Below are 16,138 nucleotides of genomic sequence, written 5' to 3' on the forward strand. Positions count from 1 at the left end.
GACGCCGCTGGGCCGGGTGTCCACGCCCGCGCGGGGGGCCGCGGCCGGGCGACGGGTTTTTGCGTGCTCGGGGCCGCTGCCGAGGGCCCGCGCCACCGCCGCGTCGGGCGTGAGCCGCGCCCCGGCGTCCCTGCACTCCTCGTAGCGCGCGTCGCCCAGCTGCTCCCTGGCCTGCGACTCGCACAGCACATGCGGCCCGCCGAAGTACTCGGAGCCGAACAGCGGCTGGCCCACCGAAGGCCAGATGCGGGACGCGGCACCCTGCAGCACCGCCGCCTCGGCGGGATCGCCGTCCGCCACGGTGAACAGGGCGAGCAGCTCGATCGCGAGCACCGTGCCCAGCAGATCGTGGAAGGAGTGGTCCAGGGCCAGGCACCGCTTCACCAGGTCACGGGCGGTGGCCGCCTCGCCGCGCGTCCAGGCCGCGAAGCCGAGGACGTACAGGGCGTACGCGAGAGTCCAGCGCTCGCCGTGGTCCTCGCAGACCTGGCGTACGTCCTCGCACAGGTCGACCGCGTCGGCCAGCTCGCCCCGGAAGGCCAGCACCATCGCCAGCTCGACCTGGCCCATCAGGACATTGCTGTTCAGCTCGCCGATCGCGTGGTACTGGTCGAGGGCCGAGCGCAGCAAGGTTTCCGCGCGCGGCATGTCGTCGCCGAGCAGCGCGAGGCACCCGATGCGGTGCACGGCGTACGCGGCGGCGACGGCGCTGCCGGTACGTTCCGCCCCGTCCCTGCACTCCTGCAGCGCGGCGAGCGCGGCGACCGTGTCGCCCTGCAGGACCGCCACATAGCCAAGGACCCACAGCGCCTTCAGCCGGGAGTCGTCATGGCCGCCGTCCAGCTCAAGGGCGCGGTCCAGCCAGTGCCTGCCCTCCGCGAGGCGCCCGCAGCCGACCCAGTAGAACCACAGGCTGCCCGCCAGGTACTGACCCAGATGCGTCTCGTCCGGCTCGGTCAGGCAGTACTCCAACGCGCCCCGTAGATTGGGCAGTTCGCAGTCGACGAGCGCGGCGACCCGCGCCTGCCGGGGCGAGAACCAGTCCAGCTCGCACCAGGTGGCGAGCCCCATGTACCAGTCGCGGTGGCGGCGCCGCATCCGGGCGTCGTCACCCGTCGCCGCCAGCCAGTCGGCGCCGTACGCCCGGACCGTGTCGAGCATGCGGTAGCGCACACCCGCAGGTCCTTCCTCGCGGGTCACCACGGACTGCGCGAGCAGTTCGCCGAGCACGTCCAGGACGTCGTCGGAGCGCAGCCCGTCGCCGCTGCAGATGTACTCGGCCGCCTCCAGGTCGAAGGGGCCGCAGAACACCGAGAGCCGCGACCACAGCAGCCGTTCGTCGGCCGTGCACAGCTCATGGCTCCAGCCGATGGCCGTACGCAGGGTCTGGTGCCGCGGTGGTGCGTCCCGCCGGGTCCCCGTCAGGAGCCCGAACCGGTCGTCGAGCCGGTCGAGCAGCTGCGCCGGCGACAGTGACCGCAGCCGCCCGGCCGCCAGCTCGACGGCCAGCGGGATCCCGTCGAGGCGGCGGCACAGCTCGGCCACGTCGTCGCCGTTCTCCTCGTCCAGGGTGAAGCCGGCGAGGCCCGCGGCTGCCCGGTCGGCGAAGAGCGCGGCCGCGTCCGCGGTGGGCAGCGGCGCCAGCGGGAAGATCCGCTCGCCGCCGGTGTCCAGGGGCCGGCGCCCCACCGCGAGGACCCGAAGCCCGGGGGAGCGCACCAGCAGATCCCGCACCAGCGAGGCGCAGGCGTCCACCAGGTGCTCGAACCCGTCGATGACGAGCAGGACGTCCCGCTCCGCGAGATGGTCGAGCAGCACCTGGCGGGGCGGCCGGTGCGTGTGGTCCGTGAGCCGCAGCGCGTCGGCGACCGCGTGCTCCACCAGATCCGGGTCGCGTACGGCGGCGAGCTCCACCAGCCAGGAGCCGTCGCGCGGCCCGGCGTCCGCGGCGGCTCGGGCGGCGAGCCGCGACTTGCCGACACCGCCGACGCCGGTCACCGTCACCAGGCGTCCGGCCGCCAACGCCGAGGCGAGATCGGTGAGTTCGGCCGACCGGCCGATGAAGGCGTTGAGCTCCAGAGGGAGGTTGCCGGTGCGCGCCGCGGCGGCAGGGGAAACGTCCCGGCGGTCGACTGGGCGCTGATCGCGTCGCATGAGATACGGAGCGTACTCATCCGTAAGCAGTCGGTACAATCAGTTCGCGCAACTCCCTTGACCGTACGCGGTAATGCGGTGCGGAGCCGTCGCCCCGGCGCGATAGGGTCGGGGGACAACTTTTTGATGTTCAGGGCCGATGTTCAGGGAGCGGTGCACAGTGTCCGGTGGAGAGGTGGCCGGGATTCTCGTGGCCGTCTTCTGGGCGATCCTGGTCTCCTTCCTCGCCGTGGTGCTGGTGAGGCTGGCCCAGACGCTCAGGGCGACCACCAAGCTCGTCGCGGAAGTGACCGAGCAGGCCGTCCCGCTCCTCGCGGACGCCTCCACCGCCGTACGCTCCGCGCAGACCCAGATCGACCGGGTCGACGCCATCGCGTCCGACGTGCAGGAAGTGACGTCGAACGCGTCCGCGCTCTCCACGACGGTGGCCTCCACCTTCGGCGGGCCCCTCGTCAAGGTCGCGGCGTTCGGCTACGGGGTGCGCAGGGCCCTGGGCCGCAAGGCAGGACCCGAATCAAACAATGTGCCCCCGGCGCCCGCCCGACGTACCGTGATCGTGGGGCGCACGGTGCCCTCCGCGCGGCGACGGGGCAAGCGGAAGAAGGACTGACGCAGCGATGTTCCGCCGTACGTTCTGGTTCACCGCGGGCGCCGCTGCCGGTGTGTGGGCCACCACCAAGGTCAACCGCAAGCTCAAGAAGCTGACTCCCGAGAGCCTCGCCGCGCAGGCCGCGAACAAGGCGATCGACGCCGGTCACCGCCTGAAGGACTTCGCACTCGACGTCCGGGACGGCATGGTCGAGCGCGAGTCCGAACTCGGCGAGGCGCTGGGCCTGAACCACCACCCCGACGCCGAACTCCCCGCGCAGCGGCGCTTCGCGGTCATCGAGAACCACAGCGACAAGAACAAAACGAAGTACCTCGAGAACACGAAGTTCTCGTACAACCGGAATGAGGACCACTGATGGAGTCGGCAGAAATTCGTCGCCGCTGGCTGAGCTTCTTCGAGGAGCGCGGGCACACCGTCGTCCCTTCGGCGTCGCTCATCGCGGACGACCCGACTCTGCTCCTCGTCCCGGCCGGCATGGTGCCCTTCAAGCCCTACTTCCTGGGTGAGGTCAAGCCGCAGTTCTCGCGCGCCACGAGCGTGCAGAAGTGCGTGCGTACGCCGGACATCGAAGAGGTCGGCAAGACCACCCGGCACGGCACGTTCTTCCAGATGTGCGGCAACTTCTCCTTCGGCGACTACTTCAAGGAAGGCGCCATCAAGTACGCCTGGGAGCTGCTCACCAGCTCCGTGGCGGACGGTGGCTACGGCCTTGACCCCGAGCGCCTCTGGGTGACGGTCTACCTGGACGACGACGAGGCCGAGACGATCTGGCGCGAGAAGGTCGGCGTCCCCGCCGAGCGCATCCAGCGCCTGGGCAAGAAGGACAACTACTGGTCCATGGGCGTCCCCGGACCCTGTGGCCCCTGCTCCGAGATCAACTACGACCGCGGCCCCGAGTTCGGCGTCGAGGGCGGCCCGGCCGTCAACGACGAGCGCTACGTGGAGATCTGGAACCTGGTCTTCATGCAGTACGAGCGCGGCGAGGGCACCTCGAAGGAGGACTTCGAGATCCTCGGCGAGCTGCCCAGCAAGAACATCGACACCGGCCTCGGCCTCGAACGTCTCGCCATGATCCTGCAGGGCGTGCGGAACATGTACGAGACCGACACCCTGCGCGTCGTGATGGACAAGGCCACCGAGCTGACCGGCGTCCGCTACGGCGCCGACCAGGGCTCGGACGTCTCCCTGCGCGTCGTCGCCGACCACATGCGTACGTCCGTGATGCTCATCGGCGACGGCGTGACGCCCGGCAACGAGGGCCGCGGCTATGTGCTGCGCCGCATCATGCGCCGCGCCATCCGCAACATGCGGCTCATGGGCGCCACGGGCCCGGTGGTCGCGGAGCTCGTCGACACGGTCATCAAGTCGATGGGCGAGCAGTACCCCGAGCTCCAGACCGACCGCAAGCGCATCGAGACCGTCGCCCTCGCCGAAGAGGCCGCCTTCCTCAAGGCCCTCAAGGGCGGCACGAACATCCTCGACACGGCCGTCACCGAGACCAAGGCCGCCGGCGGCAAGGTCCTCTCCGGCGACAAGGCGTTCCTGCTGCACGACACGTGGGGCTTCCCGATCGACCTCACCCTGGAGATGGCCGCCGAACAGGGCCTCTCCGTGGACGAGGACGGCTTCCGGCGCCTGATGAAGGAGCAGCGGGAGCGCGCCAAGGCCGACGCCCAGGCCAAGAAGACCGGCCACGCCGACCTCGGCGCCTACCGCGAGATCGCCGACGCCTCCGGCGCCACGGACTTCACCGGCTACACCCTCACGGAGAACGAGGCCGTGATCGTGGGCCTCCTCGTCGACGGCCTCTCGTCCCCGGCCGCCCGTGAGGGCGACGAGGTCGAGGTCGTCCTCGACCGCACCCCCTTCTACGCCGAGGGCGGCGGCCAGATCGCCGACTCCGGCCGCATCCGGCTCGACAACGGCGCCGTCGTCGAGATCCGTGACGTACAGAAGCCGGTCCCCGGCGTGCATGTCCACAAGGGTGTCGTCCAGGTCGGCGAGATCACCGTCGGCGACCAGGTCTGGGCCTCGATCGACAAGCACCGCCGCAATGCCATCGCCCGCGCCCACTCCGCCACGCACCTCACGCACCAGGCGCTGCGCGACGCGCTCGGCCCCACGGCCGCCCAGGCCGGCTCCGAGAACCAGCCCGGCCGCTTCCGCTTCGACTTCGGCTCCCCGTCCGCCGTACCCACTGTGGTCATGACGGACGTCGAGCAGAAGATCAACGAAGTGCTTTCGCGTGAACTCGACGTGCAGGCCGAGGTCATGTCGATCGACGACGCCAAGAAGCAGGGCGCCATCGCCGAGTTCGGCGAGAAGTACGGCGAGCGCGTGCGCGTCGTCACGATCGGCGACTTCTCCAAGGAGCTGTGCGGCGGCACGCACGTCCACAACACCGCCCAGCTGGGTCTGGTGAAGCTGCTCGGCGAATCGTCCATCGGTTCGGGCGTGCGCCGCATCGAGGCCCTGGTCGGCGTCGACGCGTACAACTTCCTGGCCAAGGAGCACACGGTCGTCGCCCAGCTCCAGGAGCTGGTCAAGGGCCGCGCCGAGGAGCTGCCCGAGAAGATCTCCGCCATGCTCGGCAAGCTGAAGGACGCCGAGAAGGAGATCGAGAAGTTCCGCGCGGAGAAGGTCCTCGCGGCCGCCGCCGGTCTCGTCGACTCCGCCAAGGACGTACGCGGCGTCGCGCTCGTCACCGGGCAGGTGCCGGACGGCACGGGCGCCGACGACCTGCGCAAGCTGGTCCTCGACGTACGCGGCCGCATCCCGGGCGACCGCCCGGCCGTGGTCGCCCTCTTCACCACGGCCAACGGCCGCCCGCTGACGGTCATCGCCACCAACGAGGCCGCCCGCGAGCGCGGTCTCAAGGCCGGCGACCTGGTCCGTACGGCCGCCAAGACCCTCGGCGGCGGTGGCGGCGGCAAGCCGGACGTCGCGCAGGGCGGTGGCCAGAACCCGGCCGCCATCGGCGACGCCATGGCCGCCGTCGAGCGCCTCGTCACCGAGACGGCCTGATGTCCGATTCCGCAGGGGGCATGCGCCGGGGCCGACGCCTCGCGATCGACGTCGGCGATGCCCGTATCGGGGTCGCATCGTGCGACCCCGACGGGATCCTCGCCACTCCGGTGGAGACCGTGCCGGGACGCGATGTCCCGGCCGCCCAGCGCCGGTTGAAGCAGCTCGTCGACGAGTACGAGCCGATCGAGATCGTCGTCGGCCTCCCTCGCTCCCTCAAGGGGGGCGAGGGCCCGGCGGCCGTCAAGGTCCGCGCCTTCACCCAGGACCTCGCCCGCATGGTGGCACCCGTACCGGTGCGCCTCCTGGACGAGAGGATGACCACAGTGACGGCGAGTCAGGGCCTGCGTGCCTCGGGCGTGAAGTCCAAAAAGGGCAGGTCTGTCATCGATCAGGCGGCCGCCGTCATCATCCTTCAGCAGGCCCTGGAGTCCGAACGGGCGTCAGGTAAAGCTCCGGGCGAGGGCGTCGAAGTGGTCATCTGATCGCGATACGGTAACGTTCCGCGCGATGCGGCGGCGTTCGAACAGCTGCCGCACAGCATCAAGAGGCGGATCGGTTGCCCTCCTATCCAGTCGGCGGCCCCGCCTCGCGGCATGTAGGGGATCGATGACTGAGTATGGCCGGGGCCCAGGCTCCGAACCGTGGCATCCCGAGGACCCGTTGTACGGGGACGGCGGATGGGGAGGACAGGCGCCCGCGGGCGGCCCGTCCACCTACGGCGGCCAGGGGCAGTACCACCCGCAGCAGCCGCATCATCCTCAGCAGCACCCCCAGCAGTCCCAGTACGACGACTGGAGCACGGGCCAGCAGCAGGCCTACGGTCAGCAGCAGTACGACGGCACCGGTGCGCATCAGCAGTACGACGGCACTGGCGCACAGCAGCAGTACAACGGCGGCTGGGACACCGGCCAGCAGGGCCAGGTCCCTTACGGCGGCGACCCGGTGGACCCCTACGGCGGTCAGCCGGCCGGCTACGCCGGGGAGAGCGCCGACTACTACGGCACCCCCGACGCGTACCCGCCGCCGGAGCCGCCGCACCGCCGCCGCCCGGCCCCCGAGCCGGAGCCGGAGCCGGACTGGGATCCGGGCCCCGACCAGGGCGAGCACGCCTTCTTCTCGGGCGCCGACGACGATGACGACGACTACGACGACGAGCCGGGCCGCAAGGGCGGCCGCGGGGACCGTCGCGGCGGCCGGGGCGGCAAGAAACCGAAGAAGCGCCGCAGCGGTTGCGCCTGCCTGGTCGTGACACTGGTCTTCGCCGGTGGTCTGGGCGGGGTCGGCTATTTCGGCTACCAGTTTTATCAGGACCGATTCGGTACGTCGCCGGATTACGCGGGCGAGGGAACCGGAACCGCCACCGTGGACATCCCCAAGGGTTCCGGCGGTTATGTCATCGGCCAGAAGCTGAAGGACGCCGGGGTCGTCAAGAGCGTGGACGCCTTTGTCTCCGCGCAGGCGCAGAATCCCAAGGGCGAATCCATTCAGGCCGGTGTCTATGTCCTGAAGAAGGAAATGTCGGCGAAGAGTGCCGTCGAATTGATGCTGAGCCCGACGAGCCGCAATAACCTCATCATTCCCGAGGGCAAGCGGAACTCGTGGGTCTACAAGGAGATCGACACGCGTCTCGAACTCGACAAGGGCAGCACCGAGAAGGTCGCCAAGAAGGAATGGAAGAGCCTCGGCCTTCCGGACTGGGCGAACACGAACAAGGACATCAAGGACCCGCTCGAAGGCTTCCTGTACCCGTCCAGCTATCCGGTCGCCAAGGGGCAGAAGCCGCAGGACGTCCTCAAGAAGATGGTCGCCCAAGCCAGCGTGAAGTACGACGAGTTGGGCCTCAAGTCGAAGGCCGACGAGCTGAACCTGAAGGACCCGCTCCAGGTCCTGACGGTGGCGAGCCTGGTCCAGGCCGAAGGCAAGTACAAGCGCGACTTCGTGAAGGTCGCGACGGTCGTCTACAACCGCCTCAAGCCGGACAACACCGAGACGTACGGGCTCCTCGACTTCGACTCGACGGTGAACTACGCCAAGGCCGAGAGCACGCTGGACACCGGCACGGTCGACGATCTGCGCAAGTTCAACGACCCGTACAACACCTACAAGATCAAGGGCCTGCCCCCCGGGCCGATCGGGAACCCCGGCGATGTGGCGCTCAAGTCCGCGCTCAACCCGGCCAAGGGGAATTGGTACTACTTCGTCTCGATCAACGCGGACGAAACGCTGTTCGCCGAGACGAATGAGCAGCACGAGCGCAACCGTCAGAAGTACATCGAGGAACAGAAGAAGAACTCCGGGTGATGAGTACTCAGCGTCGAGCCGCCGTTCTCGGCTCCCCCATCGCCCATTCCCTCTCCCCGGTGCTGCACCGCGCCGCATACGGGGAGCTGGGTCTGGCCGGCTGGACGTACGACCTGTTCGACGTCGACGAGGCGGCGCTGCCCGGTTTCGTCGCCGGACTCGGCCCCGAGTGGGCCGGGCTTTCCCTGACGATGCCGCTCAAGCGCGCCGTGATCCCGCTGCTCGACGAGATCAGTGAGACCGCGGCCTCCGTCGAGGCGGTCAACACGGTCGTCTGCACGGATGACGGCCGACGCCTCGGGGACAACACCGACATCCCCGGCATCGTCGCCGCCCTGCGTGAGCGCGGTATCGAGCAGGTCGAGTCCGCGGCGATCCTCGGCGCGGGCGCCACCGCGTCGTCCGCGCTTGCCGCGCTCGCGCGGATCTGCACGGGCGAGGTCGTCGCGTACGTACGCAGTGAGGCGCGCGCCGCCGAGATGCGGCAGTGGGGCGAGCGGCTCGACGTGGAGGTGCGGACGGCGGACTGGGCGGACGCCGAGCGTGCGCTGAGCGCGCCCCTGGTGATCGCCACGACTCCGGCGGGCACGACCGACGCGCTCTCGAAGGCCGTGCCCGAGCGGCCCGCCACCCTCTTCGACGTGCTGTACGACCCATGGCCCACCGCGCTCGCGGCCCGCTGGTCGGGGTACGGCGGTGCGGTCGTCAGCGGCCTCGACCTCCTTGTGCACCAGGCGGTGCTGCAGGTCGAGCAGATGACGGGGCGGGCTCCCGCGCCGCTCGACGTGATGCGGAAGGCCGGGGAACACGCGCTCGACGGACGTTAAGATCCACTCTGTTCGGCAGCGATCAGGGGGAGTGCGTCGTCGATGGAGAGTGTTGTGTCCGCGGTCGGCAGCGGGGTGACTCTGGCCTCGGGCCGGTGGGACGTGTTCGAGCTGGTGATCCAGTTCCTGGCCCGGTTCCTGTTGCTGCGGTTCCTGCCGGTCTGGCTGCAGTTGACCATCTTCGGCCTGGTTATGGCCGCCGCCGTCACCGTGTGGGCCGTCCGGCGCGCGAGGGCGAACGCCGGGCCCGGGGCGGCTGCCGCGGAGGCCGAGGACTGAGCGGCGTCGTCCGGCTGGTGGACCGGGGGCCGGGTCCCGGGCCCCGGCGTGGGAGGATCAGACGTGGCGGGCCAGGGCCGCGCACCCGGCCGCGCCACGCAGTTCCAGGCGCGAGCATGAGGAGCACCGTTGAGCAGGTTGCGTTGGCTGACCGCGGGCGAGTCCCACGGACCCGCACTTGTGGCGACGCTGGAGGGTCTTCCCGCCGGCGTGCCGATCACCACGGAGATGGTGGCTGACCACCTGGCCCGGCGGCGCCTCGGCTATGGGCGCGGTGCGCGCATGAAGTTCGAGCGCGACGAGGTCACCTTCCTGGGCGGCGTCCGGCACGGCCTGACCATGGGCTCGCCGATCGCGATCATGGTGGGCAACACCGAGTGGCCCAAGTGGGAACAGGTCATGGCCGCCGACCCGGTCGACCCGGAGATCCTCGCCGACCTCGCCCGCAACGCGCCGCTGACCCGCCCCCGGCCCGGCCACGCCGACCTCGCGGGCATGCAGAAGTACGGCTTCGACGAGGCCCGCCCGATCCTGGAGCGCGCCTCCGCCCGCGAGACCGCGGCCCGCGTCGCGCTCGGCGCGGTGGCCCGCTCGTACCTGAAGGAGACGGCCGGGATCGAGATCGTCAGCCATGTGACCGAGCTGGCGAGCGCCAAGGCCCCCTACGGCGTCTACCCGACCCCCGCCGACGTCGAGAAGCTCGACGCCGACCCGGTGCGCTGCCTCGACGCCGACGCGTCGAAGGCGATGGTCGCCGAGATCGACCAGGCCCACAAGGACGGCGACACCCTGGGCGGCGTCGTCGAGGTGCTCGCGTACGGCGTGCCCGTCGGGCTCGGCTCGCACGTGCACTGGGACCGCCGGCTCGACGCGCGGCTCGCCGCCGCGCTCATGGGCATCCAGGCCATCAAGGGCGTCGAGGTCGGCGACGGCTTCGAGCTCGCGCGCGTGCCCGGCTCCAAGGCGCACGACGAGATCATCTCCACCGAGGACGGCATCAAGCGCACCTCCGGCCGCTCCGGCGGCACCGAGGGCGGTCTGACCACCGGTGAACTGCTGCGCGTACGCGCCGCGATGAAGCCCATCGCGACCGTGCCGCGCGCGCTCGCCACCGTCGACGTCGCCACCGGCGAGGCCACCAAGGCGCACCACCAGCGCTCCGACGTGTGTGCCGTTCCCGCGGCAGGCATCGTCGCCGAGGCGATGGTCGCGCTCGTCCTGGCCGACGCCGTCGCCGAGAAGTTCGGCGGCGACAGCGTGCCCGAGACCCGGCGGAACGTGACGTCGTACCTCGACAACCTCCAGATCCGGTGACCGGCCCGCAGATCGTTCTGGTCGGGCCCATGGGCGTGGGCAAGTCGACGGTGGGCGCGCTGCTCGCCGAACGCCTTGGCACCGCCTACCGCGACACCGACGCCGACATCGTGGCCGCGCAGGGCCGGGAGATCGCGGACATCTTCGTGGACGAGGGTGAGCCGTACTTCCGTGAGGTCGAGCGGGATGCCGTGCGTGCCGCGCTCGCCGAGCACGAGGGGATCCTCGCCCTCGGCGGCGGCGCGATCCTCGACGAGTCGACCCGGGCGCTGCTCGCGTCGCAGCCCGTCGTCTATCTCTCGATGGACGTCGAGGAGGCGGTCAAGCGCACCGGTCTGAACGTCGCGCGGCCGCTGCTCGCGGTCAACCCGCGCAAGCAGTGGCGCGAACTCATGGACGCCCGCCGCCACTTGTACGCCGAAGTGGCCCGCGCCGTCGTCGCCACCGACGACCGCACCCCCGAAGAGGTCGCCCAAGCGGTCCTCGACGCACTGGAGTTGAAGGAAGCATGACGGAGATTTCGGGGCAGGCGCCCACCCGTATCCAGGTCGGCGGCACCGCGGGCACCGAGCCGTACGAGGTGCTCGTCGGGCGGCAGCTCCTCGGTGAGCTGCCCGGCCTGATCGGCGAGCAGACCAAGCGCGTCGCGATCATCCACCCCGAGGCGCTCGCCGAGACCGGTGACGCGCTCCGCCAGGACCTGGCGGACCAGGGGTACGAGGTCGTCGCGATCCAGGTGCCGAACGCCGAGGAGGCCAAGACCGCCGAGGTCGCCGCGTACTGCTGGAAGGCCCTTGGCCAGTCCGGCTTCACCCGCAGCGACATCATCATCGGCGTCGGCGGCGGCGCCACCACCGACCTCGCCGGGTTCGTGGCCGCGACGTGGCTGCGCGGGGTGCGCTGGATCGCCGTACCGACGACCGTGCTCGGCATGGTGGACGCGGCGGTCGGCGGCAAGACCGGCATCAACACGGCCGAGGGCAAGAACCTGGTCGGGTCGTTCCACCCGCCGGCGGGTGTGCTCTGCGACCTGGCCGCCCTTGACTCGCTGCCGGTCAACGACTTCGTGTCCGGGCTCGCGGAGATCATCAAGGCCGGCTTCATCGCCGACCCGACGATCCTCGAACTGATCGAGGAGGACCCTCAGGCGGCGCGCAGCCCGCAGGGCCCGCACACCGCCGAGCTGATCGAGCGCTCCATCAAGGTCAAGGCCGAGGTCGTCTCCGGCGACCTCAAGGAGGCCGGCCTGCGCGAGATCCTCAACTACGGGCACACCCTCGCCCACGCCATCGAGAAGAACGAGCGCTACAAGTGGCGGCACGGCGCCGCCGTCTCCGTGGGCATGGCCTTCGCGGCCGAACTCGGCCGCCTGGCCGGACGCCTGGACGACGCGACCGCCGACCGGCACCGCACCGTCCTTGAGTCGGTCGGGCTGCCGCTGAGCTACCGCTACGACCAGTGGCCCAAGCTCCTGGAGACCATGAAGGTCGACAAGAAGTCCCGCGGTGACCTGCTGCGGTTCATCGTCCTTGACGGCCTCGGCAAGCCGACCGTCCTGGAGGGCCCCGACCCGGCGGTCCTGCTCGCCGCGTACGGCGAAGTGGCGAACTAAGCGCTCCGCGGGAAGTGCCGCGAGGGTGCCGTCGCTCGTCTGCGGCTGTGTCGTGGCCGGCCGCTCCCCCAAGTAGAGCGCCCGAGCGGCGCACTGGATCACCGGTGTGACGCACTAGAACAAGCCACGGGCACCCTGCGGCTTCCCCGGCCGTTCACACAACGTCGGCCGGGGAAGGTACCGTTCGGTACGGGTGGCCCCGGCCGCCGCCCGACCAGCGTCAGTCGCACGAGACGGAGTGGCACCGGATGCAGCACGCAGTGGGATCTCCGCTGCCGCCGCCCCATCAGCCGGGGCACGGACCGGCCACCGGCTGGTCCCCGGCCGCACACCACCCGAGCGGTCCGCCGCCGGGTGCCGCGCCGGGCGGCCCCCCGCCTCCCGCACCGGGCTTCGCGGGCGCGCCGGGCACGGCCCAGCACCCGCACGCCCCGGCGCCGCAGCACGCGGGCCCGGGCGTCCCGCAGCCCCAGCACAACCACGTCCCCGGCGTCCCCGGCGCCCCCGTGCCGCCGACCCCGGACACGACGGGACACATCCAGCTCCCGCCCGGTGGCCCCGTCGCCATGCCGAGCCCGCCGCCCGGCATGGCCCAGGCGGACACCGGCGCCACCACGCTCGCCGTCCTCCTGATCGGCCCCGCGGGCGCGGGCAAGACGAGCGTCGCCAAGTTCTGGGCCGAGCACCGCCGCGTGCCGACGGCCCACATCAGCCTCGACGACGTACGCGAATGGGTGCGCTCGGGCTTCGCGGACCCCCAGTCGGGCTGGAACGACCACTCGGAGGCCCAGTACCGCCTGGCCCGCCGCACCTGCGGCTTCGCCGCGCGCAACTTCCTGGCCAACGGCATCTCCTGCATCCTCGACGACGCGGTCTTCCCCGACCGCCCGGTCGTCGGCCTCGGCGGCTGGAAGCGCCACGTGGGCCCCGGCCTGCTGCCCGTCGTCCTCCTCCCCGGCCTGGAGATCGTCCTGGAGCGCAACGCGGAGCGCAGCGGCAACCGCCGCCTCACCGACGAGGAAGTGGCCCGCATCCACGGCCGCATGGCCGGCTGGTACGGCTCGGGCCTCCCGATCATCGACAACTCCCAACTGGACGTCCCCGCAACGGCCCGCGTCCTGGACGACGTCCTGGCCCGCTCGATCGCGAGCCCACCGAAGTGGTAGCGCGGGCTCCTGGTCACGGTTGGGCCACCACAGGTTCGGCAGGCCTTCACGGCCTCTGAGCACAGCACTACGGTCATGCCACTGGAATGAGCCCTAGGGGCGTGACATGACCGATCCGAACGGCAGACCACCAGCGTCCCCACGCCCCGCACCGAAGTGGGCCCGCAAGCGATATGTGCTCCCCGTCATCGCCGTAGCCCTCTTCCTGGGCATCGGCATGGGGGCGGCCGGAGGCGACACCGGCGACGAGGCCAAGCCCGGGCCCACCTCGACCGCGACCGTCACCGCCACCGCGACCACGACGAGATCGGCGGAACCCGAGCCGGATGCGACCGTCACGGTGCGGGCGACGAAGACCGTCAAGTCGACCGTCACGGTTACCGCGCCCACCGAGGACGACGGTTCCGGTGACGGCGGGTCGGGCGGAGGCGGCTCCGTGTTCTACGAGAACTGTGCGGAGGCGCGGGCTGCGGGCGCGGCTCCGGTCCGTCGCGGCGAACCCGGGTATGGCAGTCACCTCGACCGTGACGGCGACGGAATCGGCTGTGACAGCTGACTGACGGCTCTCGGCGGCGTCCTCGCCGCCCGGTCGGACGCGCTGGCCGGGCCGGTTGGGGCTTGGGCTCATAGGCTCGTGCCATGTCAGAGGTCTACGCGGCCCGCCGTGAGCGGCTGAGGGAGCGTTGTGCCGCGGGTGGCAGCGCGTCGGCGTTGGTGTCCCGTCCCGCCAACGTGCGGTATCTCGCGGGGGCGGCGCCCCTTGGGGCCGTGCTTCTGCTGGGCAGGGGCGAGGATCTGCTGGTCTGCGGGTGGCCACCCGGCGACGAGCAGGGTGCGGGGCGGCCCGATGAGGCGCTGCGTGTGCAGGTGCTCGACGGGCCCGATGGGGATCCCGCCGTGGCGGGCGCCGATTTCGCGGCCGCGCAGGGCGTCGAGACGCTCGCCGTGGAGGAGCACCACCTGACGGTCGCCCGGCATCGCGCGATGGGTTCGGTCGCGCCCCGGCTGCGTCTCGCGGATCTCGGGGGAGCGGTCGAGCAGCTGCGGCTGATCAAGGACGAGGAGGAGATCTCCTGCCTGCGGATCGCCTCCGAGATCGCGGACCAGGCGCTGAGCGAGCTCCTGGAGTCGATTCTCGTGGGGCGGACCGAGCGGCACCTCGCGCTGGAACTGGAACGTCGACTTGTCGACCACGGTGCGGACGGGCCCGCCTTCGCGACCTCCGTCGGCACCGGACCCAACTCCGGGCGCGGCGGCCACCGCCCCTCCGACCGGCGCGTCGAGGAGGGCGACTTCCTCTCCGTCTGCCTGGGCGCGGTCTACGGCGGCTACCGTTGCGAGATCGGGCGTACGTTCGTCATCGGTACGTCCCCCGCGGACTGGCAGATCGAGTTGTACGACCTCGTCTTCGCCGCTCAGCGGGCGGGCAGGGAGGCGCTCGGGCCGGGTGCCGCCTACCGTGACATCGACCGCGCGGCACGGCACGTACTGGACTCCGCGGGGTATGCGGACGGCCTTGCTCCGCTGATGGGACACGGGGTGGGGCTCGAAATCGACGAGGACCCGCAGTTGGCGCCCGCGGCCATGGGTAAACTGGACGTCTGCGTGCCGGTCACCGTCGAACCGGGGGTTCACCTCCCGGGACGGGGTGGTGTCCGGATCGATGACACGCTCGTCGTGCGCCCCGAGGCGGACGGCGGACCCGAGCTACTCACCATTACGACCAAGGAACTGCTCGCGCTCTAGCTTTCAGCTGTTGCGCGTGCCCCGGGGTCGTCCACGTCAGTCCAGGAGATTCCGCAACCGTGGCTTCCACGAACGACCTCAAGAACGGCCTGGTGCTCAAGCTCGACGGGGGCCAGCTCTGGTCCGTCGTCGAGTTCCAGCACGTCAAGCCCGGCAAGGGCCCCGCCTTTGTGCGCACCAAGCTCAAGAACGTGCTGTCCGGCAAGGTCGTCGACAAGACCTTCAACGCCGGCGTCAAGGTCGAGACGGCCACGATCGACAAGCGCGACATGCAGTTCTCGTACATGGACGGCGACTACTTCGTCTTCATGGACATGGAGACCTACGACCAGCTGCACGTCGACCGCAAGGCCGTCGGTGACGCCGCCAACTTCCTGATCGAGGGCTTCACCGCCACCGTCGCGCAGCACGAGGGCGCGGTGCTCTTCGTCGAGCTGCCGGCCGCCGTCGAGCTCGTCGTGAAGGAGACCGAGCCCGGCGTCCAGGGCGACCGCTCCACCGGCGGCACCAAGCCCGCCACGCTGGAGACCGACCACCAGATCCAGGTGCCGCTCTTCATCACCACCGGCGAGAAGATCAAGGTCGACACCCGCGACAGCAGCTACCTCGGCCGGGTGAACAGCTAACCGTGGCTGCTCGTAATACGGCCCGCAAGCGCGCCTTCCAGATCCTCTTCGAGGCCGACCAGCGGGGGGCCGACGTCGTGACGGTCCTCGCGGACTGGGTGCGCCACTCGCGGTCCGACACCCGGCAGCCGCCGGTGAGCGAGTTCACCATGGAGCTCGTCGAGGGGTACGCGGAGCACGCGCGCCACATCGACGAGCTGATCTCCCAGTACGCCGTCGGGTGGACCCTCGACCGGATGCCGGTCGTGGACCGCAACATCCTGCGGCTCGGCGCGTACGAGCTGATCTGGGTGGACGGGACGCCCGACGCGGTGGTCCTGGACGAGTCCGTCCAGCTCGCCAAGGAGTTCTCGACGGACGATTCGCCGTCCTTCGTCAACGGCCTTCTCGGCCGTTTCAAGGACCTCAATCCGGGGCTGCGACGCGACGAGTCGTGTCCTGAGCTCACAGGCCGTACAGAGGGCCCGCAGCGACGC

16 protein-coding genes are annotated in these 16,138 nt (G+C 70.7%); 15 read left to right on the forward strand and 1 reads right to left on the reverse strand.

The window, feature by feature from the left end; genetic code table 11:
- Positions 1-2,154, reverse strand: a 2,154-nt coding sequence (locus ACFWY6_RS34100) for an ATP-binding protein (RefSeq protein ID WP_384698838.1), incomplete at its 3' end; no start/stop codon positions are given.
- Positions 2,155-2,314: 160 nt separating this feature from the next.
- Between ACFWY6_RS34100 and ACFWY6_RS34105 the strand changes: the two genes are divergently transcribed.
- The 15 genes from ACFWY6_RS34105 to nusB all read left to right on the forward strand — a co-directional run.
- Positions 2,315-2,764 carry a DUF948 domain-containing protein gene (locus ACFWY6_RS34105; protein ID WP_135330894.1) on the forward strand — a complete coding sequence of 150 codons (450 nt, stop codon included), beginning with the start codon at positions 2,315-2,317 and terminating at the stop codon, positions 2,762-2,764.
- A 7-nt stretch (positions 2,765-2,771) separates the two neighbouring features.
- Entirely contained in the window at positions 2,772-3,119 is a 348-nt protein-coding gene (locus tag ACFWY6_RS34110; RefSeq protein WP_384698841.1) for a DUF6167 family protein, read from the forward strand.
- Complete coding sequence (gene alaS / locus ACFWY6_RS34115) at positions 3,119-5,788, forward strand: alanine--tRNA ligase (protein ID WP_360771895.1); 2,670 nt, start codon at positions 3,119-3,121, stop codon at positions 5,786-5,788. Before ACFWY6_RS34110 ends, alaS begins: the two co-directional genes overlap by 1 nt.
- A gap of 20 nt (positions 5,789-5,808) precedes the next feature.
- On the forward strand, positions 5,809-6,273 hold the full coding sequence (gene ruvX / locus ACFWY6_RS34120) for a Holliday junction resolvase RuvX (RefSeq protein WP_266869918.1): 465 nt from the start codon (positions 5,809-5,811) through the stop codon (positions 6,271-6,273).
- A gap of 124 nt (positions 6,274-6,397) precedes the next feature.
- The gene (mltG, locus tag ACFWY6_RS34125; protein ID WP_384698845.1) at positions 6,398-8,092 is read left to right on the forward strand and encodes an endolytic transglycosylase MltG; all 1,695 of its coding nucleotides are present in this window, start codon (positions 6,398-6,400) and stop codon (positions 8,090-8,092) included.
- Entirely contained in the window at positions 8,092-8,919 is an 828-nt protein-coding gene (locus ACFWY6_RS34130; protein ID WP_384698848.1) for a shikimate dehydrogenase, read from the forward strand. Before mltG ends, ACFWY6_RS34130 begins: the two co-directional genes overlap by 1 nt.
- A gap of 42 nt (positions 8,920-8,961) precedes the next feature.
- Complete coding sequence (locus ACFWY6_RS34135; protein ID WP_384698851.1) at positions 8,962-9,198, forward strand: hypothetical protein; 237 nt, start codon at positions 8,962-8,964, stop codon at positions 9,196-9,198.
- 129 nt (positions 9,199-9,327) lie between these two features.
- The gene (gene aroC, locus ACFWY6_RS34140) at positions 9,328-10,512 is read left to right on the forward strand and encodes a chorismate synthase (RefSeq protein WP_384698854.1); all 1,185 of its coding nucleotides are present in this window, start codon (positions 9,328-9,330) and stop codon (positions 10,510-10,512) included.
- A complete protein-coding gene (locus tag ACFWY6_RS34145) occupies positions 10,509-11,024 on the forward strand; it encodes a shikimate kinase (protein ID WP_384698857.1) in 516 nt (171 codons plus the stop codon). Before aroC ends, ACFWY6_RS34145 begins: the two co-directional genes overlap by 4 nt.
- The gene (aroB, locus tag ACFWY6_RS34150) at positions 11,021-12,124 is read left to right on the forward strand and encodes a 3-dehydroquinate synthase (protein WP_384698860.1); all 1,104 of its coding nucleotides are present in this window, start codon (positions 11,021-11,023) and stop codon (positions 12,122-12,124) included. The genes ACFWY6_RS34145 and aroB overlap by 4 nt, the downstream gene beginning before the upstream one ends.
- A 248-nt stretch (positions 12,125-12,372) precedes the next feature.
- The gene (locus ACFWY6_RS34155) at positions 12,373-13,290 is read left to right on the forward strand and encodes a Pro-rich N-terminal domain-containing protein (protein WP_384698862.1); all 918 of its coding nucleotides are present in this window, start codon (positions 12,373-12,375) and stop codon (positions 13,288-13,290) included.
- 106 nt (positions 13,291-13,396) lie between these two features.
- Positions 13,397-13,846, forward strand: a complete 450-nt coding sequence (locus ACFWY6_RS34160) for an excalibur calcium-binding domain-containing protein (RefSeq protein ID WP_384698865.1) — start codon at positions 13,397-13,399, stop codon at positions 13,844-13,846.
- An 83-nt stretch (positions 13,847-13,929) separates the two neighbouring features.
- A complete protein-coding gene (locus tag ACFWY6_RS34165; protein ID WP_384698868.1) occupies positions 13,930-15,036 on the forward strand; it encodes a M24 family metallopeptidase in 1,107 nt (368 codons plus the stop codon).
- A gap of 59 nt (positions 15,037-15,095) precedes the next feature.
- Positions 15,096-15,662 carry an elongation factor P gene (gene efp, locus ACFWY6_RS34170; RefSeq protein ID WP_266869015.1) on the forward strand — a complete coding sequence of 189 codons (567 nt, stop codon included), beginning with the start codon at positions 15,096-15,098 and terminating at the stop codon, positions 15,660-15,662.
- 2 nt (positions 15,663-15,664) lie between these two features.
- Positions 15,665-16,138, forward strand: a 474-nt coding sequence (gene nusB, locus ACFWY6_RS34175; protein ID WP_384698872.1) for a transcription antitermination factor NusB, incomplete at its 3' end; no start/stop codon positions are given.

The organism is Streptomyces sp. NPDC059037 (genome assembly GCF_042740015.1).
Lineage (GTDB): Bacteria > Actinomycetota > Actinomycetes > Streptomycetales > Streptomycetaceae > Streptomyces.